The organism is Nocardia sp. NPDC060255 (assembly GCF_042727395.1).
Taxonomy (GTDB): Bacteria; Actinomycetota; Actinomycetes; order Mycobacteriales; family Mycobacteriaceae; genus Nocardia.
Map to the genome: position 1 here is coordinate 110942 of NZ_JBHXAU010000020.1, position 22380 is coordinate 133321.

Consider the following 22380-nt stretch of genomic DNA (forward strand, 5'->3'; position numbering starts at 1 on the left):
GGCCGAACCGGGACGCGACCCGGTTCGGCGGGGATCGTTTCCCTGTCGAAAGGGCAAGCGCGGCGCGCATATTCGAGGTCCTTGTTCAACCTAACCAGGAGAGGAAAGGCGCATGCCTACCACCTCGGCGAAACTCGCCCTCGCATTGCTCGATCTCGAACCGGCAGACCTCACCATGACCGAGGACCGCTCGGCCCCGGTGGGCCTGATCCCACCGTGCGATTGCACCGCGTGCTGTACCTGCGGGTACTGCGTTTGTAACTGCGGCAACCGTGCCGAAGTACTCGTCGAGGGACTCGACGGGTAGCCGGTCTCCGGCCGCCACCGCTGCGCAGGGTCGCCTCCTCCGGGCGATCGGAATTCTGGCGAGTGGCAACCAGCACCACCGGGACCACCCGGTGGTGCTGCCCTCCGGACAGTCCGGACGATGTTTTTATTGGCCGAGAAACTCGACCGTCTGGCGGGTCAGGTCATGGCGGCACCGCAGTGCCGATCCATAGGCTCCGCTCATGCTCGAACATCACCGAGGACGCGGTATCGCACCGCGCGGACTGGCCGAATTCAATCGGATCGTCACGAACCGGCTCGTGCGGCCGACGGCGGGAAAACTACCGCCGTACACCATCATTCACCATGTCGGCCGTCGGTCCGGGCGTGCGTTCGACACGCCGGTTTTCGCCTCCTATCGAGGCGACCTATTGCTGGTCCCGCTGGTGTACGGCGACCGGAGCGACTGGGTGCGCAACCTGCTCGCGGCGGGCGGCGGCGCGGCGACTTATCGGCGCCGTACCCGCGAATTACGCGCGCCGCGATTGATCGATGCGCAGGGCGCGGCCGAATTGCCGCGTCCAGCAAGGCTTTACACGCGCTTGGTGCGAGTCCTGGTTGCCGACGTGCTGGATTGAGCTTGCGGCACATAGGCCATCGCGGCCTCGGCCATGGCACAGATCGTGAGGCTCGGATTCACTCCGACGTTCGCGGGCACCGCGGAGCCATCGCAGATGAGCAGGTTCCGATAGCCGAAAACCTGATGGCGCCGGTCGATGACGCCCTGTTCGGCGTCGGCACCGATGACCGCACCACCGAGGAAGTGCGCGGTCATCGGAGCCGAGCCGAGGGTCTCGCCGAGTGCGGCCAGCGGACGGCCGCGCATGTCGGCCGCCGCCAGCCGAGCCACCCGCCGAGCGACGTCCACGGCGGATTCCCCTCCTGCCACGGAGCCGGTCGACTCCGTGCGCAGCCGTCCTGGACCGAAGCCACGGCGCAACCGCAACGAGACATCGGTGCCCCGCATCACGGTGAAGATCACGGTGCGCCGAGACCATTTCCCTCGGATCACTACTTGGGCCAGATATCCCGGGTAACGCCACAGGAATTGGCCCCAACGGCCGAGCGCCGACCGGGCGGTGGTGGCGGGTCCGTACGCCAAGGCGAGCAGCCCACCGCCGTCGCCGTAGGTGTTGTTGGTGATATGGGTGTTGTCATCGAGGAAGATACTCGAGGTAATGGCGATATCGCTGCGATAGTCCGCGGTGGCGTCGGCCGTCGACGCCGCCGGAATCGATTCGTCATTGGTGCGCACCAGGTCACCGAGCCGGTCCGAGAGTCCGGGCAGCGACCCGTTGCGTTTGCAGGCACTCAGTAGTTCGTTCGTCCCGAGTGCCCCGGCGGCGACAACGACACCGCGAGCGGTGAATTCGCGCGTTCGTCCCCACCTAAAGCCGGGTTTGCGGGCACGTACTCGATAGCCGTCCGCCCCCGAATCGGCCCGCAGCGGCGCGATATCGACCACTTTCAAGTCGGCGGTGATCGTGGCGCCCGCTCGTTCCGCCAGCCACAAATAGTTCTTCGGCAACGTGTTCTTCGCACCGTGGCGGCAGCCGAGCATGCACTGCCCACACCGTATGCAGCCGGTCCGGTCGGGCCCGGCACCGCCGAAGTAGGGGTCCGGCACGGTCTTACCTGGCGCACCGAGGAACACCGCGGCCGGCGTGGGCCGATACCCCTGCGGCACACCGAGATTCGTGGCAAGGTCGCGCATCAAGGTGTCGACCGGCCGCTCGCCGCGATACGGCTGGACGCCGAACATCCGCGACGCCGTCTCGAAGTGCGGCGCCAATTCCGCTCGCCAATCCGCCAATTCGGCCCACTGCGGATGCCGGTAGAAATCGTCGCTCTGCGGTTGATACATCGTATTCGCGTAGACGAGGCTGCCACCCCCGACGCCGACCCCGGCCAGCACCGTGGCATGCCGGTACGGCGCCAGCCGCAGGATGCCGCGCAAGCCGAGCATCGGCAACCACACGAATCTGCCGAGCTGCCCGGCGCGTTCGGCGAATTCGTGATCGGCGAAACGCCGCCCCTGTTCGAGAATGCCGACCCGGTATCCCTTCTCCGACAACCGCAGCGCGCACACGCTCGCGCCGAATCCGCTGCCGACCACGAGCCAGTCGACATCGAATTCCGCCGGACCGGATAGGGAATCAACCACGTCATGTCCTCCGCGTCACCGTTTTCCCGCCGAACACTATGGTTCGATACGGCGACCGGACAGCACCTGACGCGACGTTCGATTGACACTTTCCGACGGCATCACCCGCTGCTCGCCGGACGCGAAAGCTAGCCGACCAGTTCCGGAACCGGCGCGCCGGCGTCGCCGCGGCTGCGATATTCCTGTGGCGGATAGCCCTTCCAGCGGCGGAACGCCCGGATGAACGAGGCCGACTCCGAATAACCGAGGCGCATGGCCACCTGCTCGGTGGTCATATCGGTACGGGCCAGCAGTCCGATCGCCAGCGTCTGCCGTACTTCGTCCAGCAGCGCACGGAACGAGGTCGCTTCGTCGTTCAACCGCCGCGACAACGTGCGCGGGCTGATGAACAATTCGGCAGCGACCTGCACCTGATCCGGAATCTCACCGGGATTGCGCACCAGCAGTTCTCGTACCGCACCCGCGATGCCGATCCGAGCGTGCCGATCGTCGAGCAACTCCCGGCACAGCTGGACATACGCCTGCCTGGCCCATTCGTTGGCCTGCGGCAGCGGCGCGTCGAGATAAGCCGCGTCGAAGGCGAACTCGTTCACCGGCGCGCCGAAAACCGGCTCCATCCCGAACATTTCGCGATACCTCGCCGTGTCGACCGGTCCGGCGTGCCGGAATACGACCCGCGTGGCCGGGACGCCGACGGTGAACAGCTCGCGGCCGATCGTCTGGATGCCCGTCAGCACCCGCTCGGTCAGGAACGCCCGCACGTCCGCGGGCATCTCGTGATCGTCGAGCAGCAACCGCGCCTCGCCGCCGGATTCCTCGAACGTCAACTGGCCGAAGGCGAAAGCCAGCCCGACGTAGCGCAGCGCCACCTCCACCGCCTCGCGCAGCGTGCGGCTGCTGAGCAGTGCCAGACCCCACGGGCCGTACATGGAGATGTGATACCGCCCGCCCGCCACGATGCCCAACCCTGGCTCGGCCCCGACACGGGCCAGCAGATTGCGCACCACCGTCACCTCTTGCCGCGCGGTGACCTCGGCAGTCGGGTCGATCACCGATTCCGGCCGCAGCCCGGTGCCGGCAAGGCAATCCACCACGGACATCCCGCGTTCCGCCGCCAGCCGCGTCAGGATATCGACGCTGGAGGTGTTCCGAAGCAGATCCCAGTCGAACATTCGCGTAGTCCCCATCGACTTGCCAACACCACTGTCCATCCGGGTTGGCGAAACGTATCAATCATGCCGACGTCATCTGGGCAGAATGACAAACAGCATTGTGCCACCAACGTCTGAGACACACACCCATCCTGACTCGGCTCGTGCCATCGCGGCCAGTCCGCGCGATCACATTTCGGCGAAACCGGCTTCGAGCTCGAGCACGAATTCATCGGAGTACAGCACCCGGCTGTAGCGGGGAAAGATCCGCTCCGTCAGCGCATGGTGAATCTGCTTGTCCGCGTCGGCGGTGCAGTCACGCAGCACGACTACCCGATAATCCCGGTCGAAGGCATCGAGCAGCGTGGCCAGCACGACGCCGCTCGTCGCGACCCCGACCAGCACCAGCGTGGTGATCTCGCGGCTGCGCAGGATCCGGTCCAGATCGGTGGCGCCGAACGCGCTGACCCGGCTCTTGGTGATCACGAACTCCGGACCGACCGGGGCGAGCGCCGGATGAATCGCCGTGTCCGGTCCGCCCGCGACCAGCCGCCCGGCCTCGGCAATGCCGGCGAATGCGGTATTCCACGGCGCCAACTCGGGATATCCCGGCCGAAATCCGGCGACCACGTGACCGACCTGAATGCCGGCCCGCCGCGCGGCCGACAGCACCAGCCGCGTCGTGACGGCCGCGTCGGCGGCGGCCGTCGGCAGCTGTTCGAGCAGTCCCAGCTGGAAGTCCATGGACAGCAACAACGTTCGTTCCGCACGGTGCTTCGATTCGCGCACGCCCACGCCTACTCCATCCCGAAACCGCGGCAGTCTATCGCCACAACGTTGCCAGCTGTTAGCTGTGATCCTAATCATACTATCATAACGCTAGTAAATCTCTGGACTAGTCGCTACCTTCGGCCTTGCAAGTCATTTCAGAAAGCCGCACCGAAGGAAGGAAGAATCTTGATCCCTCTCGTTCTAGACACCGGAAGCGCCGCGCTATCCGGAATCCTCAACACCATCGGAGCCCTGTTCGGCGGAATCGGTAACACCTTGTGGACCGGCTCTTTCGGTCGCTGACCTGAGCCGAGGGCCGGCCTCGTATCCCCCTGCGCGAGGTCGGCCCGCTCAGCAGATCGCTGGGTAGTCAAGACCATTCGAGCCCGATCGGGAAGGCGGTAGATGATGCGACGGAGACGGATTCGCCGAGTCGCGATCGGCGGCTGCGCACTGACAGTAGTGTTGCTGACTGTTGTCGCGCCCGCCACCGCCGAGGCCACCGACCCGGTCACCGAACCCGGTACGGCGCTTGCCGATTCAACGGCGCCGGACGGATCACGGATCAACGGACGCACCGTCGTCGACGAGCACCACGTCACGTTGACGGTCTACTCCGCCGCCATGGACCGGCCGATCACCGTCGAGGTACAGCGCCCGGCCGATCCGTCCGGACCTCGGCCGACGCTCTATCTACTCAACGGCGCCGACGGCGGTGTCGGCGGCGCGAATTGGGATCACAAAGCACCGCAAGGCCTAGCGTTCCTCGCCGGTAAGGACATCAACGTAGTGCAGCCGATCGGTGGCGAGTTCAGTTACTACACCGATTGGCGAGCCCCGGATCCCGTTCTCGGCGTGAACAAATGGAAGACCTTCCTCACCGAAGAGTTACCGCCGCTGATCGACACGGCCCTGGACACCAACGGGCGAAACGCTATCGCGGGCCTGTCCACCTCGGGCACGTCGGTGCTCCAATTGCCGATCGCCGCCCCCGGCCTGTACCAATCGGTGGCGGCATACAGCGGCTGCGCGCAGATCAGTGATCCGCTCGGCTACGCCTTCGTGCAGACGACCGTGGACGCGGGGAACGGTCAGGTCACGAATATGTATGGCCCGCAATCGGATCCGATGTGGGCCGCGAACGATCCCTACGTACACGCCGATCAGCTACGCGGCCTCGACCTGTTCATTTCGAGCGGCTCCGGACTGCCCGGCCCGAACGACACCCTCGACGGACCGTTCACCCTGCCCGGTATCGGCGGTTTGGCCAATCAGCTCACCGTCGGCGGCGTCATCGAGGCCGCGACCAACTACTGCACCCACAACCTGCAGACTCGCTTGGCCGCCCTCGGCATTCCCGCGACCTACGACTTCACGCCCACCGGAACGCATTCCTGGGGCTACTGGTACGACGCGCTGGTCCGCTCCTGGCCCGTGCTGGCGCACGGGGTCGGGCTACCCGCGTAACACGCATTCCGGTCGGCCCCGCGGCGGCCAACCTACGGCGACTGCGGGGCCGCCTGCCGAATAGGGCAAAATTCCGGCTATGGATGATCCGACCACACCGCGGTCGCGGAAGCCGCGCGACCGCGCACGTACCGAATCGGACCTGTTCGAGGCCGTCGAGCGATTGCTGGAACGCGACGGCGTGCTGGCCGGATTGAATTTGAACGAAGTCGCCGTCGAGGCGAAGGTGAACCGCGGGCAGATCTATCAGATGTTCGGCAGCCGCCAGGAATTGCTGCGAGCCGCGATGACGCACCGGTTCTTCGAGCTCGCACCGCAGTTTCCCGGGCATTGGGATCTGCCCTTCATCGAACGCCGACGCAGGCTGCTGCAGGCCGCGCTCTCCGGCAAGTGGATGTCCTTCGCCGCCTTGCTGGCACTCGACGGCGACGACAAACTCGCGCTGTTCACCGAACCCGACGAGCAACGCGCGGCGCTGGAACGGGACAAGGCGTACGGCGCGCTGCCCGCGGACGTCGACGCCGAAGCGCTGCACGTGCTGACCGCGGCGACCGTCGCGGGCTACGTGATCTTCCGCGACATGATCGCGCGCGATCTCGACGTTCCGCTCACCGAGCTCGATGAACGGATCACTGCGGCCTACGAATACCTGCTCGAACGCATCACCGAGACCGACTGAACCCGTTCACGGTTATCGCGGACCGTTGTCGGAGAAGAACTGCCACAGCGCGGGAGTCATGGTCTTGCTGGGGTATTCGTGTCCCATCCCCTGGAATACCCACTGGTCGACGGTGGTCCGATCGCCTACCCGGTAATGCGAGACGGTCCTGGCATATTCGCCGCCGCCGGCGGGGAAGGTATCCACCGAAGCGGGCGCGGGAGGCGCGATCGCATCGATCACGGCGGGCAGCAGATCGAGACTTCGCTTACGCGCCGAGGCATTCGCGTGCCGCCATTCATTGACGACCAAGCGCTGGAACAGCGGCAGCGCCACCGGATCCTTCTCGCCGGTGATCACCGTGACCGGCATCCGTGACACGCCCAGGTCGATCATCTTCCCCGCAGCGATCATGCCCAACGCGTCCAAGCCGGTGTCCGCCGGAAATCCGGCGCTGATCCCGAGTGCCGCGTACCGGTTCGGATAGACCGAACCCACCACGGCGGTCATCGCGCCGCCGGCCGAATGCCCGGCCAGATAGACCTTTTTCGGATCGGCGTGCAACGCATCGACCACCTGACCGGTGATCCCGGCGATGGTGGCCGCCTCCCCCTTGGCGCCCCACTGCTGAGTCGGGTCGTACCAATTCCAGCACTCGTCGGAATTCGCCGACTTCGGCTGCTGCGGGAAGACGACGGCAAAGCCCTTGGCCGCGGCCAGGTCCGGGAAGCCGGTCGCCAGCGCGCTCTCGACCCGCGCGTCGTCGGTGGGATCGGTGCCGCTGAACCAGCAACCGTGCAGCCACACGACGACCGGACTGTCCGGCGGGAGTCCGGCGGGCGCGTAGCTCAGATACCGCCGAGCCGATGCGCCGCTGCCGTAGTCGTGCCAGGTCAGCTCAGCAGGAATGACGGCCAAGGCCGCAGCACCTGCGGGCTCGGCCGCAGCGGGGCTCACGGGCACCAACAGCAGCGCCGTCGCGAGCGCTACCCGATCGAGAAGTCTTCGCGCGGAAGGTTTTCGGACAGCGAAGCGCATCTCGGTTCCTTTCCGGAGACGCCCTATCGCTCCGCGAATCCGTGTTCACCTGCCTTGTACTATCGTTATGCTAGTATCATGTATAGCACGGTTGCCATCGGACCGATCGGCGACAGCGGTCAGTCGCCGGTCTCGCGCGCCGTCAGCGTCTCGCGCAGGCGGCGAGTGGCGTCGTCGTCGTAGAGCCGCACCGCGGCGGCGAGTCCGGCGATCACCTCGCGGGTGAATTCGCCGTTCTCCCAAAGGCTCAGGACATGCTTCCAAAACTCGACATGCACCGTCGGGTGGACATAGAGGGCGTCGAGTACCTGCGGCACGCCGAGCAGGATCGCCTCGATCGAATTGATCACCGCGAGGGCGACCGGACGATCGAGCGTGGCCATCACGGCGCGATACACCCCTAGTTCGGCCGAGGCCAGCGCGGGCGGCGCCACCTGCTGGCGGGCCGCGTGCTGTTCGAGTTGACGCACCGCGCGGCGGACAGTGGACGGGTCGTACTTGCCCGGATTGTCGGCCAGCACCGTCGCCGCCTCGGACAGCAGGGTCCACCGGGTGGTGAGCATGTCGGCGAGAATGGTCTGCGCCAGCTCGGGCAGCTCGGCGGAAAAGCGGAACAGGTAGCGCAGCGTCTCGATGCCACCCTCCCACCGCACGTCCCGCACGAGAAAGCCGACGCCACGGTGTGATTCGACGAAGCCCGCGGCATGCAGGCGCCCGAGGACGACCTGCACGGTCGAGGCGTTGATCGAATGATCGGCGGCGAGCTGACGCACCGAGGGCAGCCGCTCCCCCGCACGGTAGGCGCCCGAGGCGATCTGCAGGGCGATCCGCTCGGTGATCGCCTCGACGATGGATTGTTCCGACATAACCGCTCGAACTCTAGTCGCATCGGGCCGTAGCACCCGGACCGACCTGCGCTTACGCGGATCAGGCCTTGTCGTACCCATAGGTGTACCATACACTCAGCCACACACTTGAGGAGGTGTTGTGGACTCAACAGCAGTGGCCATCGACCACGAGGTGATCGTCATCGGGGCCGGATTCTCCGGGATCGGCGCGGCAATCAAACTGCGCCGCAGCGGAATCAGCGATTTCGTCATCCTCGACGCCCGGGCCGACGTCGGCGGGGTCTGGTATGTCAACACCTATCCCGGTGTCGCCGTGGACATCACGTCGTTCACGTACTCGTTCTCGTTCGAACCGAACCCGGACTGGACGCGGGTGTTCGCGCCGGGCGCGGAACTCAAGCACTACGCCGACCACTGCGTCGCCGAATACGGCCTGCGCGAGCACCTTCACCTGAATACCAGGGTGGTCGGTGTGAAATGGGATGAGGCGCAGCACTTCTGGCGGGTGTCGACCGCGGATGGACAGGAGCTGACAACCCGATTCCTGATCACCGGCGTCGGCGGGCTGACCCAGCCGAAACGCCCCGACCTTCCCGGATTGGCGGAGTTCGCCGGAACCGTGATGCACACCGCGGAGTGGGATCACTCGGTGGACCTCACCGGCCGGCGGGTCGGCATCATCGGCACCGGAGCCTCTGCGCTGCAGATCATTCCGCAGATCACCGGCCGGGTAGCGCACCTGCACGTCTACCAGCGCACGCCGATCTGGGTGTTCCCGAAGTTCGATTTCGCGCTGCCCCCGCGAGCGCGCAGGCTGTTCCGCGCGGTGCCCGCGACGCAGCGGGCCGTGCGCGCGGTGACCACGGCGCTGACCGAGCTGATCATGGTGGCCGCGATCTCCTACAACCGGCAGTTCTCCTGGACCACCAAGGCCATCGAGGCGATCTGCCGCTGGCATCTGCGCCGTCAGGTGCCGGATCCGCATCTTCGCGAAAAGCTGCTTCCGCATTACGGTTTCGGCTGCAAGCGGCCGTCGTTCTCGAACACCTACCTGAAGTCCTACACCGAACCGAACGTGGAGTTGGTGACCGAGGGCATCGACCGGGTCACCCCAACCGGCATCCGCACTACCGACGGCCGCGAGCAGCACTTCGACACCTTGATCCTGGCAACCGGTTTCCGAGTGTTCGAACCGGGCAACACGCCACCGTTTCCGGTGATCGGCCGCGACGGTGTCGAACTCGGCGAGTTCTGGGAAAAGGAGCGCTATCAGGCCTACGAGGGCACCAGCGTGCCGAATATCCCGAATCTATGGCTGGTGCTCGGCCCGTACTCCTTCACCGGCAACTCGTGGTTCTCGATGATCGAATACCAGACCACGCACGCGCTGCGCTGCATCGAGGAGGCCAGGCGACGCGGGGCGACCGCCGTGACGGTGAGCAGGCAGGCGAACGACACGTTCTTCGCGACCATGCAACGGCGCCAACAACATAGCGTGTTCTTCAACAACAACTGCGGCTCCGCCAACAGTTACTACTTCGACCAAAACGGTGACGCGCCCTTCGTGCGCCCCTCGTTCACCGCGGAGGCGACCTGGCGCGCCAAGCACTTTCCGATGTCGGACTATGTGTTCGACTCGGTCGCCCCGCCCGCTCACGTCGAACCCCGGACCACCGGCGTCCGTTATCGGCTGGCCCCGCGTGCGCGTTAGCCGACGATCACCCACGTGGCCCCGGATATCAATCCTCTGGCGAATCATGTCGAGACCTGCTGGGTAACAAGACCTTACTGTCAAGTAGTGAGGCCTGGGTCACTCCATGCCGGGCGGGCGGCACTGCCGAACGGCCCATGGCACCCGGCGCACGCATCGCACATCTGTCAAGGAGGACCGGGTGCCATACCCTCGCAAACTGGCGCGAGCTCTCTGTACCATCGTCGCGGCGACATCGCTATCGATCGCGGCCTCCGGCGTGACCCCGGCCGCGGCCGAACCCGATTTCGCGCCGCAGCCGCCCGATCCGAGCTATGTGCTGCAACAGGTTTGGAATCTCATCGGCGGCGGCAGCGGGATGGTCCGTGACGTTCTCACGCCGGGCATGCTCGACTACTTCGTGAAAGCCGGAATCCTCACCAACCTGGGGCATTTCACCGAGGCCTTCGCCGATCTGACCAAACCGGAAACGTTCACCGCGCCCGATTCCCAGCAGCGGCTGGTGGTCGCGGCGCAGAAAATCTGGGACGCGGCCACCCACCTCCCGCCCTTCAGCGCCGGGTTCCCGCCGCATCCGGACTACCTGCCGGACTGGAACAGCAACGGGCAGTTCGGCATCGCCGACACGGCGGGGCAGGTGATCATCGCGCCGGATTCCGACACCATGGTCGATGACAACTACGACGATCCGCGCTTCCAGGAAGCCGACTTCCGGCTGCCCTGCCTGAATCCGGACGGCAGCGTCATCTACGAAACCACGGCGGGCTCGTGCGCACCCGGTGACTCCGGCGCCGATTTCAAGCGTGGCCACGTCAAGAAGTTCAAGATCATCAACTCGCGCGGCATCCCGCTGTCCGCCAAGATCTGGTTCCCGCCGGGGGCGGAGCACTCCGATACGAAGTTCCCGGTCGCGGTCGGCCTGCCGGGTGCGGCGGAACGACAGATCGATATCGGCATGTATGCGGAATCGGCGGCGCGCAACGGATTCATCGCGATCACCGTCGCCCAGGCCGGTCAGCCGGGTAGCGAGGGCAGCCTCCTCGACATGTATGTGCCGCTGCTCAGCGTCCCGGACTGCTTCGCGCCGACCTCCTGCCGGGACGCGCAGGACGCCGTGCGGTGGGTGTTCGGCGAACCGATCAACCTGGTGATCGACCTGGCCAACGAACTGGCCAACCTCGCGGTCGCACCACCCCGGCTGGTCCGCTACGACCCCGCCTACGCGCCGGCGGGCAAGAACACGGTCAACCCGTGGCTCGACCGGATGGACCTGACACACGTGTCGCTGTTCGGCCAATCCATCGGTGCCGTCGGGGTTTCCAGCTATCTCGATTGGCAGGTGAAAGGCCACGGCATCGATGGGAAGCCGCTGCCACATGTCGCCTCGGCGTCGGTCATGTCCGGCTTCCAGGCGTTGAATACTGATGTCCCACTGCAAATGCAGACCGCCGACATCGACATTCCCGGCTTGAGCGGCTACGGCATCACCAACTTTCCGCAGCCGTTCTTCAATGCCACCGACGGGCCCTTCGGCACGATGGATCGGTACCGCAACATCCTCGCCAGCGGTTCCAACGCACCCGTGCAATGGATCAGCTATGAAAGCGGCAGCCACGGCGACTCCATCAACTGGGTCGGGGTGCCGCGCTCGCTCGGCGGACCGGCGCTGTCAGTGGACTATTCGATGGCGTGGTTCAACTGCTACGGCCGGGCGGATCGCGACGCCGCCGCGTGCGACAGCCTGAGCAAGCCGCGGGTCGGCCTGTCCCGTGCGTTCGCCAGTGAGTACGCGCCGTCCGGCGCGGCAGGCCCCAACCTCTGCCTGCGCATTCCGGACCGCGCCTCGATCGGTCAGATGATCCGGCCCGAGTGGTTCGTCGACGCACTCAACGGACACCCGCGCTACGACTGCCAACCGCAATGATCAGGAAGGCTGGAATGTCTCGACTGCAACGGTCTGCCGCGGTGTGCGCCGCACTGACGCTCACCTTCGGATCGGCGCTCGGTTCGCTGCCGGGCGCGCTCGCGCAGCCACCCTCCGGATCCGGTTCCGGTTCGGCCGGGCCCGACCCGGTCTTCGAGGAATCGGTGCAGTATCCGGTCGGCGGCCTCGGTGCGGGCGTCGGCTCGCAGACCATCGCCGTCGGTGACTTCTTCGGCGACGGAGTGCAATCCGTCGCCGCCACCGGCATCGGCGGCGGCGTCGGCATCCTGCACGGCGACGGGCGGGGACAGCTGACCCGGCCCCAGTGGATCGGCACCGAGGTCGGCGCGAACGCGATCCAGGCCGCCGACCTGCGCGGCATCGGCGTGCTCGATCTGGTGGTCACGAACTACCTGAGCATCACCGTGCTGTTCAACGACGGGCACGGCAATTTCACCGTAGACCGCACGTACGCTACGGATTTCAATCCCGATGTCACCTACCGCACCGGCGGTATCCCGTTCGGTGTCGCGATCGCCGACTTCGATCACACCGGACGTCAGTCGATCGCGATCAACTCCTTCATCCCGGTGCCCGGCGGCGTCGGCATCATGGACAACGACGGCGCCGGGCATTTCGCGCCGCCGCGGTGGTTCGGTGCCGGGATCGGCAAGGCCAGCCTGCTGACCGGGGATGTGGACAACGACGGCTGGCCGGATCTGGTCTCGCACGATCTGGCGACCTCGGGCGTCTGGGTACTGGTCAATGACCGGCACGGCGGATTCCTGCCCCCGCGGTGGAATCTCGCGACGCTGCCGAGCGAGGACATCAAGCTCGCCGACATGGACGGCGACGGCAACCTCGACATCATCACCGCCAATATCGCGGCGTTCGGCTTTTCCGTGCACTACGGCGACGGGCACGGCAACTTCGGCGCCCCGACACCGACCATTGGCGGAATAGCACCGTGCGCCATCGCGATCGGCGATTTCACCGGCAGCGGGCGGATGGATGTCGTTGCTCTGCAATATCTTCCGTCGACCGCGATGGTGTTCCGCAACAACGGTGACCGCACCTTCGGTTACGTCGAACAACACACTGTCGGCCTCGGACCACAGGCCGCGCAAACCGCGCAATTGCGCCCTGGGCACCGCCCCGACGTATTGACCATGAGCACTGTCTCGCAGGACGTCGCCGTGCTGCTCAACCGAATCCCCGAGGACGATGCCCGATGAAGGCCCATCTGATCATTCCGGCGCTGGCGGCCGGAACCGCCGCGCTCGCCGTCGTCGGCGCGCCGAACGCCGCAGCCGTCGAACCAACCCTGTCCTGGGGCACGAGCTTCGGTGGCACCAGCATCAACCACTTCACCACCGTGCCCAACGGCGCGCTGTTCGACGCCGATATCGCCACGCTGAATCCGATGATCCAGCCGGGCGTGCTCGGCGTGCTCGCCGACGCCACGCCCTTCGACCAGGTGTGCACCACCGCCGAACTCGTCTTCCACCCGAAATCCGGTGCACCCGAGACGATTCCGGTCGGCACCAGCTGCGGGGCGCCGATCCCCTACCTACTGATCGCCAAGCGCCCCGCCGGTGACTATGCCGAAGTGTGCGGCGTGGTCACCGTGGCCTTACAGCGCACCGAGACCTGCTTTCGCTTCCCCAACGACTGAGAAACGGCCGATATGACTACGATTCGACTGCTCACCGGATTGGCCGCCGCAGCCATCGCCTGCGCGACACCTGTCACCTACGCGGCGCCCGCACTCGCCGACATCGCCCCGCCCGCCGAGCCGACCGCGAAAACCGCGCTGCCACCGTTACTACCGCCGTTCAACTTCAACGCCAATATCCTCGGCTTCGATTTCAAGCACACCAATCAGTTCCCGGCCGGGGTCAGCTTCGACGGCGCGGTGTGGGCGGTCGATCCCGAGTGGCCCGCGCTCACCATCGGCTGGCTGGCCGATATCGCCCCCTTCTTCGCCAACAACTGCGCCGAGGGGTCATTGGTCTTCGAGACGAAAACCGGAGTGCAGGAGGTACATCCGCTGGTCGATCAGTGCGCAGGAGGCTACGTCTTCGGGGTGCTCACCGACCTGCCCGCCAAGGAGTACCGCATGGTGTGCATGTCCTCGGCCACTGTTGGCGACCGCGGCCAGCGCGCGTGCTTCCGATTCATCAACTGATCATGAGAGCAGGGTCTGTGATACCGAAAACGCGGGTATTGGGCGCGCTGACAACGGCTTTCGTGCTGTCGATCGGCAGTGTGACGGTCGCCGTCGCGGCGCCGGCCGAACTCGGCCGCACCGAACAGGTGGTGGACGATTGGGGCGGTATCGAGGTCCGCCAGATCACGCTGGACAGCCCCATGCTGCCCAGCGCCGGACCGCAACCGCCGCAATGCCAGAAGATCAGCTATCTGCGCTACCGGCTCACCGACGGGCCCGAGGATCCGCAGCAGGCCGACGCCGTGCTCGTGATGCAGCCCGGCGCCACCGGCAGTGCGTCGTCGCTGGACCGAGTCGCCCGAAACACGTTGAACGACTTGAAGAACCAGGGCAAGAAGGCGGAATGGTGGTCGATCGCCCGGCGCGGCGTCTGCCAGCAGGACGACACCGGCATCGAGGCGGCGGTCACCGCGCGGGACTATCACGTCGCGGTCGACTACTACTACAACAACAAAGAGATCGACGGGAAGCGGTTCGCCGGATTCCGGGGCCTGTGGGGTGATAAGCAGGGCGCGGATTTCGGTATGGCACAGACGGTCACCGATATGAACGAGCTGCTCACCCGCGAGCTGCCCGACCGCGAGTTCCGTAAGACGAAGACGCTGTGCGGCGGACACTCCCAGGGCGGGCTCATCACCGGCATCTTCGGTGCCTGGGATTTCACCGGTCAACCCGAAGATGCCGGATTCAATCAATGCGCGGGTTTCGTGGCGCTGGACACCGTGGTCACCGCGGACGTGGTCGGCTTGAAGGTGGATCCGCTGATGAACGCGCTGTCCACGGTGCTCACCGGATTGCCGTACGACATCGAGACTTTCGGCTTGAAGTTCGGACTGATCCCCAACGACAACGCGCTCATTCCGGTGTTCAACCCGAAGTCGTTCAACGCGATCACCATCGCGGGCCTCGCGGCCAGGTTCGCTCCGGACGAGGAGACCGACCTCACCCGGATCATGCCGCAGGATTGGCAGCTGGCCAGCACCTTCCGGACGGTGTCATCACCGAATCTGCTCGACGCCGTCACCGGGGCGAACGGGCTCACCAGCTTCCGCTACACCAACGAGGCCTACCTCGGCGCGATCGTCGACGACAACGCGATGACCATCGGGCTCGACCAGACCAGCCTCGGCACCCTCGACGGCCCGGTCGCGGAGAAGTCGTTCCCGGTGCCCGGCGAATGGGGTGACCAGCTGACCAAGGTGCCGTTCATCGGGCCACTGGCCGGAAACCTCTTGGCGGCCACCATCGGTCACGGCAAACGCATCGCGCCCACCGATCACAACTGGCTCTACCGGTGGCGCGACTACCGCGACACCCCGACCACCTCGTGGACCAATCCGTCCCGCGAAGTGGTGGATATCAAGGATTTCGCCCGCATGCTGTCCGGACCGCTCGGCTTCACCGAAATCTACTTCCCGACAAAGGTTCTTTACGACACCTTCTTCGCCCTCGGCGGCACCCGATCCGGCGACCTGTCCCCGATCCGGTACGAGGCCCAACTGCGCGACAAGCCGATGATCACCATCAACGGCGATAAGAGCGTGGTGAACAACATGCTGAACCTGCAGGAGGTCGCGTCGCAGCTCTTCACCAACGCACCGCATTTCCGGCGGGTCATGCTGCCCGGATACACGCACATCGACACCCTGGCCGGGGCGGAGGTGCAGAACGACGGCCGACCGGATCCGGCCGGGCTGGCGATCGCCGGGTTCGTCGAGCGCGCCGTCGGCGCCGATCGGTAAACCCATGAACGACAACGACTGCCGAACCACGGTGGTGCGCCGCGAGCGCGACGACCGAACCCTCATCATCCGGCTGCATCGCCCGGCCAAACGCAATGCCTTCGATGCCGCGATGACGGCCGAATTGGACTGCGCCCTCAACGAATTCGAGGACGATCCAGAACTGCGGGTCGCGATTCTCACCGGCGGCGACGAGATGTTCTCCGCGGGCACGGATCTGAGCACCGGCCCCGGCGAGCGCACCGCACGCGGCGGCGAGTACGGCGTGATCCGCAGGCGGCGGCGCAAGCCGCTGATCGCCGCGGTGGACGGTCACGCGCTCGGCGGCGGCATGGAGATCGTGCTGGCGTGCGACTTGGTGGTGGCCGCACGCACCGCCACCTTCGCACTGCCCGAACCGCGCCGCGGCGTGATCGCCACCTGCGGTGGATTGTTCCGGACCCAGCGGGCGCTGCCGCTCAATGTCGCGAAGGAGTTGCTGCTGACCGGCGAGCCGCTCGGCGCGGAGCGCGGCTGGCACCTCGGCTTCGTGAATGTGCTGACCGCACCGGGCGACGCACTCGACGGCGCGCTCGAGGTGGCGGAGCGGATCTGCCGCAACGCACCGGTCTCGGTCCGGGAAAGCCTGACCGCGCTCGAACGCGTCAACTCCGCCGACGACGACGCGGCATGGCAGATCACGCACGACGCGATGACCACCGCGCTCGCCTCGCAAGACGCGATCGAAGGCATCACCGCGTTCTTCGAACGCCGCGAACCCCGTTGGGCGCACCGGTGATTCAGCGAGCCGACAATATGAATAGGAAGAAAACTTTCGGATAGAAATATCAAGAGCGCGACACGCCTTGTGCAGCACGCTATTTCGGCGAGGATCATCGACGCGGCCGAGGAAGCCGCTTCGAGAAGCATCACCCGATCCGTTCACCAGATCGAATCATCGGTGAACGGATCGCGGTGCACCTAGCGCCCGTCCAGTTCCGAATGAAACGGTCTAGACCATGAGACCGCGCAATAACCCCACGACCAAGATGATCACCGCGACCACGATCGCCGTGATTGCCACTACCTTGCTGGCGACGGGTTCCGCCGCCGCGTTGCCCGGCACCGGATCGGCCGACACCGGTTCGGGCGGCTCGAAGACCAAGGTGGTCGTCATCGGGCTGGACGGCACCATGTACCAGAAGATCGTCGAGGCCAAAGCGCCCAACCTGCTGAAACTTGCCGAACAAGGCACCCTCGGCCAGTCCTCGATCGCACCGCACACGTCCATCTCCGGCCCCTCCTGGGCCACCGTACTCACCGGGGTGTGGGACACCAAGCACGGCATCACGAACAACAACTTCGACGCCACCCCGTTCATCAAGTACCCGACCGTCTTCACCCAGCTCGAAAAGGCCAAGCCGGAATTGACGACCGAGTCGATCGCGACCTGGGGCCCGATCGCCACCATCGCGGGCAGCAACGATCCGCACGCCGACCTCAACATCGCTACCCCGGCACAGCCGGACGACCCGGACGAGGCCAAGATCGACGCGGCCACCGCGACCGCCAGTGCGGCCGCCATCGCCAAGGACGCTCCCGACTTCCTCTTCACCCACCTCGACCAGGTAGACGAGGCCGGTCACGCGCACGGCAGCGCCTCGCCGGAATACCTGGACGCGATCACCCGGGTCGACGAACAGGTCGGCAAGATCGTCGCCGCCGTCGACACCCGCGCCGCCGCCAACCCGAAGGAGAAGTGGCAGATCATCGTCACCGCCGACCACGGCCACCGCCCGGCCGGCGGCCACGGCGGCCAATCCGCCGACGAGACAGCCAATTTCGTCATCGCCCGCGGCGGATCGTTCAAAGCCGGTGCGAAGACCAAGAATTCGCTGGTCGACATCACCCCCACCGCACTCGCCCTGCTCGACGTCCCCGCCAGCAAGGACTTCGACGGCACCTCGATGATCAACGCCGGCTGACCACCCGAATCGGCGCCCCGGCCCTATTTCCCGGCCGGGGCGCCGTTCGCCAGCAGGGCCTTCAGTTGGTCGTGCGGCAGGGCAGCCGAGTGGTGGCCGTCGCGACCGGTCATCGAGGTGTTCACGATGAGGGCGTTCAGCACAGCCTCCTCGACCGCCTCGACGACGGCGGTATACATCGGATCCATCCGGTTCCACGGCAGGCGGGCGGCGGTGACCAGGTCGGCGGCGGTGGGCGCACCGCTCGGGAATCCGGTGTCGGAGCGGCGATCTCCGGCGGTGCTGAAGGCCAGGAACAGGTCACCGGAGAACAGGCTGCCGGTAGTACCGGTGCGAGCCAATCCGAACGGCACGCGGCGGGCCATGGCCGTGCACTGCAAGGGGTCGAGCGGGGCATCGGTCGCGACGATCACGATGACCGACCCCGAACCGCCTGGCGCGGCGGGACTTCGGTGGGGTGCGGTCCCCCAGTCGGTGGTTTCCATCGGATTGCCGACCGTGAGCCGATCGCCGACGCGCACGCCGCGGATCGTCAGTTCGCGCCGGGAGCCGAAGTTCGCCTGCAGGAATACTCCGACGGTGTAGGTGTGCGGCCCGAATTCGACCAGCCGGGACGCGGTGCCGCTGCCGCCTTTGAAGGCGTAGCAGTTCATGCCGGTGCCACCGCCGACCGAGCCCTCGTCGAGCGGACCGGACCGGGTCGAATCCAGGGCGGCGACAACAAGTTCCGGCGTGACGTGACCGCCGTTGATGTCGTTGAGGTACCCGTCCCAGGTTTCGGCGCAGACGGGGAGCAGCCACTCACGAGCCAGGGCCGGATCGGTCTGGTTGATCCACTGGATCGCACCGGTGTGGCAGGCGCCGATGGCATGGGTGTTGGAGATCGTGACGGGCATCGACAGCTGGCCGACCTCATCGATCCAAGCGGTGCCGGTCATTTCGCCGTTTCCGTTGAGCGAGTAGCGTCCCGCGGCACATGGCCGTCCGAGGCCGGACCGGCCCCGTGGCAGGATCGCCGTGACACCGGTCCGCACCGGGCCCGCGCCCACTCGCAAGGGCCCGTCCCCCGCGATCAGCGTCTGATACCCCACTTCGATTCCGGCCACATCGGTAATAGCGTTCCACGGACCCGGCGTTCCGTCGGGGGCGATACCGAGGGCCCTCGCCCGCGGGCGTCCGTCGGGCGAAAACGATTGGTGCACACGCCCACCCGCCGCCCGGCCATCACCCCTCATCGAATCGCTGCGCGATGCTTCACTCATCGGCTCATCCTTCCGGCAGGGTGATGTCGAGGCATTGCGTGGCCGTCCGCGCGTAGGAGCAGATCAGCTCGGCGGCACGGGCTTTGGTGATCGATCGGTTGCGGCTGACGATGTGCAGGCCGTAGGCATCCTCCAGGGCAACCAGATTCGCGGCGACATCCAGGATCGGCGCATCGATACTGAAGTGCCCCTGGGCGATTCCCACCTCCAGCGCGCTCAGGTACACCGCGACCTGCTGCTCGAACAGCGCGGTGATCAGGTCGCCGTGCTCGGCGGCGACGGTGCGATAGGCGGCCAGCCGATACAGTGCGACGACCAGTTCGTCGGCCTCCGAGGCGGGCAGTCCCGCCCAGATCAACGCGCCGATCTTCGTGCGGGCGTCGGTGATGGTGGCGACCATGGCCAGCCGACCGCCGAAGAACCGGTCACTCGCCTCGCGATGGACCTCACGCAGCAGGTTGTCGAGATCGTCGAAGTAGTAGTGCACCGTCGCGGGCGAGACCCCGGCGAACTCGGCGACCTCACGGATCTTGAGCTTGCCGACGCCGCGGTCGGACACCGCGGTCAGCGCCGCGTCGAGAATCACCCGGCGGGCCCGCTCCTGATCCTTGTGCCGTGCCATCCGCCCCTCCTGTTGCCTCATGTTGATGACGAATTAATTATTCGTAACCTCAAAAACCAGATCTTCACAGCGGCTTTAAGTCATTCTTTGACTGTACATCAAAGAAAGGACCGGCCATGGCGACCCAGACCACCGGCCAGACTGCCGACGACGACCATCAACAACCCCGGTACCGCCAACAGCTCTCGCGAGCGCTCGGCATGGGGGAAAACATCCTGATCACGCTGTCGTCGGTGACGCCGGCGTCGAGCGTGTTCATCATCATTCCGTCGATCCTGTTAGCGGCGGGTGGCGCGTCGGTCCTCACCCTGGCCATCGCGGCGGTGGCGTCGGTGTTCATCGCACTCTGCTATGCCGAACTCTCGGCGACCTTTCCGATCACCGGCGGCGAATACACCTGGGCGGCACGGCTACTCGGCCGGCCCATCGGGTTCGCCCTGTTCGCCCTGACGCTGGTGAACGGGGTGCTGATCATCTCGGTCATCGCCCTCGGCACCGGCGACTACCTCGGCGTGGCGATACCCCAGCTCGGCGGCAAATGGGTCGGCATCGGCGTCATCGTGGTGACCACCGGGATCGCGGTGCTCAACATCAAAGCGAACGCCTGGGTCACCGGGGTCTTCCTGTGTATCGAGATCGTGGCGATCGCGGTGCTGGTGTTCCTCGGCTTCACCAATGTGCAACGCGGACCGTCGGAATGGGTACATGCGGTCACCATGACCGACGGCGGCCTGACGCCGGTGGGCGCGGGCGCGCTGGCCGCCCTCATCCCGGTGGCACTGTTCGGTTACAACGGCTACGGCGCCGCGGTCTACTACGCGGAGGAGACGAAGAACGCGACGCGCACCATCGGCCGGGTGATCTTGGTCTGCCTGGCCGCCACCGTCGCCATCGAAATCCTGCCGCTGGCCGCCGTCGTCCTCGGCGCTCCGTCGATGACCGACCTGCTGACCAGCGCGGCGCCGCTGAACTACTTCCTCACCGCGCGTGGCGGAACCACGGTGAACACGCTGGTGAGCGTCGGCATCGCGATCGCGATCGTCAACGCGGTGATCGCCATCATCCTGCAGATCTCGCGGTTGCTGTTCGCCTCGGCGCGCGACCGGAGTTGGCCCGACCCGATCGATCGGGCGCTCGGCAGCGTGCATTCGCGGTGGCATACACCGGTGGTCGCCACCGTCGTGGTCGGCGCGCTGGCCGCCGTCGCGGCGACCGTACTACCGCTGTCCTGGCTGATCACCGCGACCGGCGCGGGGCTGGTCATGGTGTATTTGATAGTGGCGCTGGCCGCTTTTCGGGTGCGTAGCCGTCCGTCCTCCGGCGGCTATCGGATGCCGCTCTGGCCGCTGCCGCCGATCATCGTCGTTGCCGCGATGGGCTATTCGGCGTACAGCGTTATCGACGCCTCCTGGCAGCAGATGGCGGTCGCCGTCGTCGCGATGTTGCTCGGCTGTGCGTACTACCTGGTCTACCTGCGTCCGCGTCCGGACCGCTGGAAACTGCCGGATCCCATTCAGGAGTCTTGAGGCACAACGGCATTCGAGACCGGTTGCGCGCGTTGCGCGCACCGGTACTCGTGCGGGCTGATGCCGTAGGCGGCGCGGAAGGTCCGGCTGAAATGCGCGGGGTCCGGGAAGCCCCAGCGCGCGGCGATGGCGGCGATCGACCGGTCGCGGCGTAGCGGGTCACGCAGGTCGCGACGGCAGCGTTCCAGACGGCGCTCCCGGATCCAGCCCGCGACGGTCGTCGTCTGCTCGTGAAAGAGCTTGTGCAGGTAACGAGTTGAGATGTAGTGCGCGGTAGCGATCCGCTGCGGCGACAGGTCGCCCTCGCCGAGGTGTGCTTCGATGTACGACATGACCTGCGTGGTCAGCGGGCGCCGCATCGCGGTTCGGGTCGAAGCGAGCAGGTCGAGGCGGCCGGCCAGGACGGTGACGAGCAGATCGATGATGTTGTCGGCCAGGCGTGTCTCGGCCGGTCCCGATACCTCGTCGAGATGGCAGGTCAGTTCGCGCAGCAGCATGGACAGCAGCGCGCCCGCGCCGTGGTTGCCGGGGACCCGGCGCGCGGTGACGGCCGCGATCCGGTTCTCGGGCAGGCACAGCAGCTGGCGCGGCAGCATCAGCACCAACTGCCGGTAGGGGCCGTCGAACGCCATGGAGTAGGGGCGACTGGTGTCGTATATGGCGAAATCGCCCTCGGCCAAACGGGTTTCGCGGTCGTCCTGGGTGAGCAGGCAGTGCCCGTGTAGCTGTACGCCCAGCTTGTAGCATTCGGGATCGGAGCGAGAGATCAAGGCCGACGTCCGGTGCACCACGTGCGGGGTGGCGCCGATCTCGGTCACCTGCAGCGCGCCCAGCGCGACGCTGCGTAGCCGGCCGTCGAAGGGTTCGGCTCCGGCGCGCTCTACCTGTAGCGGCGCAAAGGCGTTGGAGACGGCGTCGCGGAAGCTGTCGAATCGGTCAACCCGCGCGAGCCGCGGCGGCATCGCCACTGACATG

Annotated in this window: 21 protein-coding genes; 13 read left to right on the forward strand and 8 right to left on the reverse strand. The window is 66.2% G+C overall.

Annotated features, from left to right (window positions below; all coding sequences use genetic code 11):
• Positions 1–112: 112 nt before the first annotated feature.
• Complete coding sequence (locus tag ACFWF1_RS30860) at positions 113–307, forward strand: hypothetical protein (RefSeq protein WP_379281373.1); 195 nt, start codon at positions 113–115, stop codon at positions 305–307.
• 202 nt (positions 308–509) lie between these two features.
• Positions 510–905 carry a nitroreductase family deazaflavin-dependent oxidoreductase gene (locus tag ACFWF1_RS30865; RefSeq protein WP_379281372.1) on the forward strand — a complete coding sequence of 132 codons (396 nt, stop codon included), beginning with the start codon at positions 510–512 and terminating at the stop codon, positions 903–905.
• Here ACFWF1_RS30865 and ACFWF1_RS30870 read toward each other — a convergent pair.
• The 3 genes from ACFWF1_RS30870 to ACFWF1_RS30880 all read right to left on the reverse strand — a co-directional run bounded on the left by ACFWF1_RS30870 (position 860) and on the right by ACFWF1_RS30880 (position 4431).
• On the reverse strand, positions 860–2491 hold the full coding sequence (locus tag ACFWF1_RS30870; protein WP_379281371.1) for an FAD-dependent oxidoreductase: 1632 nt from the start codon (positions 2489–2491) through the stop codon (positions 860–862). The genes ACFWF1_RS30865 and ACFWF1_RS30870 overlap by 46 nt on opposite strands.
• A gap of 128 nt (positions 2492–2619) precedes the next feature.
• Positions 2620–3678 (reverse strand): AraC family transcriptional regulator, encoded by a 1059-nt coding sequence (locus ACFWF1_RS30875; RefSeq protein ID WP_379322240.1) that lies wholly within the window; start codon positions 3676–3678, stop codon positions 2620–2622.
• Between the two features lie 153 nt (positions 3679–3831).
• Complete coding sequence (locus ACFWF1_RS30880) at positions 3832–4431, reverse strand: cysteine hydrolase (protein WP_379281369.1); 600 nt, start codon at positions 4429–4431, stop codon at positions 3832–3834.
• A 390-nt stretch (positions 4432–4821) separates the two neighbouring features.
• Here ACFWF1_RS30880 and ACFWF1_RS30885 point away from each other — a divergent pair, with 390 nt between their 5' ends.
• Positions 4822–5880, forward strand: a complete 1059-nt coding sequence (locus ACFWF1_RS30885) for an alpha/beta hydrolase (protein WP_379281782.1) — start codon at positions 4822–4824, stop codon at positions 5878–5880.
• 79 nt (positions 5881–5959) lie between these two features.
• Positions 5960–6559 carry a TetR/AcrR family transcriptional regulator gene (locus tag ACFWF1_RS30890; RefSeq protein WP_379281368.1) on the forward strand — a complete coding sequence of 200 codons (600 nt, stop codon included), beginning with the start codon at positions 5960–5962 and terminating at the stop codon, positions 6557–6559.
• Positions 6560–6571: 12 nt separating this feature from the next.
• Here the strand turns inward: ACFWF1_RS30890 and ACFWF1_RS30895 are convergent, their stop codons facing one another.
• On the reverse strand, positions 6572–7576 hold the full coding sequence (locus tag ACFWF1_RS30895) for an alpha/beta hydrolase family esterase (RefSeq protein ID WP_379281367.1): 1005 nt from the start codon (positions 7574–7576) through the stop codon (positions 6572–6574).
• A gap of 119 nt (positions 7577–7695) precedes the next feature.
• Positions 7696–8442, reverse strand: a complete 747-nt coding sequence (locus tag ACFWF1_RS30900) for a GntR family transcriptional regulator (protein ID WP_379281366.1) — start codon at positions 8440–8442, stop codon at positions 7696–7698.
• A gap of 136 nt (positions 8443–8578) precedes the next feature.
• Between ACFWF1_RS30900 and ACFWF1_RS30905 the strand changes: the two genes are divergently transcribed.
• The 8 genes from ACFWF1_RS30905 (at position 8579) to ACFWF1_RS30940 (ending at position 17995) form a co-directional block, all read left to right on the forward strand.
• Positions 8579–10135 (forward strand): flavin-containing monooxygenase, encoded by a 1557-nt coding sequence (locus tag ACFWF1_RS30905; protein WP_379281781.1) that lies wholly within the window; start codon positions 8579–8581, stop codon positions 10133–10135.
• Positions 10136–10316: 181 nt separating this feature from the next.
• Positions 10317–12059: a hypothetical protein gene (locus ACFWF1_RS30910; RefSeq protein WP_379281365.1), complete on the forward strand. Its 1743-nt coding sequence runs from the start codon at positions 10317–10319 to the stop codon at positions 12057–12059.
• Positions 12060–12073: 14 nt separating this feature from the next.
• On the forward strand, positions 12074–13294 hold the full coding sequence (locus tag ACFWF1_RS30915) for an FG-GAP repeat domain-containing protein (RefSeq protein ID WP_379281364.1): 1221 nt from the start codon (positions 12074–12076) through the stop codon (positions 13292–13294).
• Complete coding sequence (locus ACFWF1_RS30920; protein WP_379281363.1) at positions 13291–13734, forward strand: hypothetical protein; 444 nt, start codon at positions 13291–13293, stop codon at positions 13732–13734. The genes ACFWF1_RS30915 and ACFWF1_RS30920 overlap by 4 nt, the downstream gene beginning before the upstream one ends.
• Before the next feature lie 12 nt (positions 13735–13746).
• Entirely contained in the window at positions 13747–14247 is a 501-nt protein-coding gene (locus ACFWF1_RS30925; RefSeq protein ID WP_379281362.1) for a hypothetical protein, read from the forward strand.
• 2 nt (positions 14248–14249) lie between these two features.
• Positions 14250–16031, forward strand: a complete 1782-nt coding sequence (locus ACFWF1_RS30930; protein ID WP_379281361.1) for a hypothetical protein — start codon at positions 14250–14252, stop codon at positions 16029–16031.
• A gap of 4 nt (positions 16032–16035) precedes the next feature.
• Positions 16036–16809: an enoyl-CoA hydratase-related protein gene (locus ACFWF1_RS30935; RefSeq protein WP_379281360.1), complete on the forward strand. Its 774-nt coding sequence runs from the start codon at positions 16036–16038 to the stop codon at positions 16807–16809.
• A gap of 220 nt (positions 16810–17029) precedes the next feature.
• Positions 17030–17995, forward strand: a complete 966-nt coding sequence (locus ACFWF1_RS30940; protein WP_379281359.1) for an alkaline phosphatase family protein — start codon at positions 17030–17032, stop codon at positions 17993–17995.
• 23 nt (positions 17996–18018) lie between these two features.
• On the opposite strand, the gene ACFWF1_RS30945 is transcribed toward ACFWF1_RS30940, so the two are convergent.
• Together ACFWF1_RS30945 and ACFWF1_RS30950 are read right to left on the reverse strand one after the other, a co-directional pair.
• Positions 18019–19257: a P1 family peptidase gene (locus ACFWF1_RS30945; protein WP_379281358.1), complete on the reverse strand. Its 1239-nt coding sequence runs from the start codon at positions 19255–19257 to the stop codon at positions 18019–18021.
• 4 nt (positions 19258–19261) lie between these two features.
• Positions 19262–19879 (reverse strand): TetR/AcrR family transcriptional regulator, encoded by a 618-nt coding sequence (locus ACFWF1_RS30950; RefSeq protein WP_379281357.1) that lies wholly within the window; start codon positions 19877–19879, stop codon positions 19262–19264.
• A gap of 116 nt (positions 19880–19995) precedes the next feature.
• On the opposite strand from ACFWF1_RS30950, the gene ACFWF1_RS30955 reads away from it, so the two are divergent.
• Positions 19996–21405, forward strand: a complete 1410-nt coding sequence (locus tag ACFWF1_RS30955) for an APC family permease (protein ID WP_379281356.1) — start codon at positions 19996–19998, stop codon at positions 21403–21405.
• On the opposite strand, the gene ACFWF1_RS30960 is transcribed toward ACFWF1_RS30955, so the two are convergent.
• Positions 21393–22379 (reverse strand): helix-turn-helix domain-containing protein, encoded by a 987-nt coding sequence (locus ACFWF1_RS30960; protein ID WP_379281355.1) that lies wholly within the window; start codon positions 22377–22379, stop codon positions 21393–21395. The two genes, ACFWF1_RS30955 and ACFWF1_RS30960, sit on opposite strands and share 13 nt — an antisense overlap.
• Position 22380: the final 1 nt, after the last annotated feature.

Bases quoted from the DNA above. Each gene is read 5' to 3' on its own strand.
- ACFWF1_RS30915 (WP_379281364.1), top strand. From the start codon at position 12,074: ATGTCTCGACTGCAACGGTCTGCCGCGGTGTGCGCCGCACTGACGCTC.
- ACFWF1_RS30895 (WP_379281367.1), bottom strand. From the start codon at position 7,576: ATGCGCTTCGCTGTCCGAAAACCTTCCGCGCGAAGACTTCTCGATCGG.
- ACFWF1_RS30940 (WP_379281359.1), top strand. From the start codon at position 17,030: ATGAGACCGCGCAATAACCCCACGACCAAGATGATCACCGCGACCACG.
- ACFWF1_RS30950 (WP_379281357.1), bottom strand. From the start codon at position 19,879: ATGGCACGGCACAAGGATCAGGAGCGGGCCCGCCGGGTGATTCTCGAC.
- ACFWF1_RS30960 (WP_379281355.1), bottom strand. From the start codon at position 22,379: ATGTCAGTGGCGATGCCGCCGCGGCTCGCGCGGGTTGACCGATTCGAC.
- ACFWF1_RS30920 (WP_379281363.1), top strand. From the start codon at position 13,291: ATGAAGGCCCATCTGATCATTCCGGCGCTGGCGGCCGGAACCGCCGCG.
- ACFWF1_RS30890 (WP_379281368.1), top strand. From the start codon at position 5,960: ATGGATGATCCGACCACACCGCGGTCGCGGAAGCCGCGCGACCGCGCA.
- ACFWF1_RS30900 (WP_379281366.1), bottom strand. From the start codon at position 8,442: ATGTCGGAACAATCCATCGTCGAGGCGATCACCGAGCGGATCGCCCTG.
- ACFWF1_RS30925 (WP_379281362.1), top strand. From the start codon at position 13,747: ATGACTACGATTCGACTGCTCACCGGATTGGCCGCCGCAGCCATCGCC.
- ACFWF1_RS30945 (WP_379281358.1), bottom strand. From the start codon at position 19,257: ATGAGTGAAGCATCGCGCAGCGATTCGATGAGGGGTGATGGCCGGGCG.
- ACFWF1_RS30930 (WP_379281361.1), top strand. From the start codon at position 14,250: ATGAGAGCAGGGTCTGTGATACCGAAAACGCGGGTATTGGGCGCGCTG.
- ACFWF1_RS30935 (WP_379281360.1), top strand. From the start codon at position 16,036: ATGAACGACAACGACTGCCGAACCACGGTGGTGCGCCGCGAGCGCGAC.
- ACFWF1_RS30885 (WP_379281782.1), top strand. From the start codon at position 4,822: ATGCGACGGAGACGGATTCGCCGAGTCGCGATCGGCGGCTGCGCACTG.
- ACFWF1_RS30875 (WP_379322240.1), bottom strand. From the start codon at position 3,678: ATGGGGACTACGCGAATGTTCGACTGGGATCTGCTTCGGAACACCTCC.
- ACFWF1_RS30865 (WP_379281372.1), top strand. From the start codon at position 510: ATGCTCGAACATCACCGAGGACGCGGTATCGCACCGCGCGGACTGGCC.
- ACFWF1_RS30860 (WP_379281373.1), top strand. From the start codon at position 113: ATGCCTACCACCTCGGCGAAACTCGCCCTCGCATTGCTCGATCTCGAA.
- ACFWF1_RS30955 (WP_379281356.1), top strand. From the start codon at position 19,996: ATGGCGACCCAGACCACCGGCCAGACTGCCGACGACGACCATCAACAA.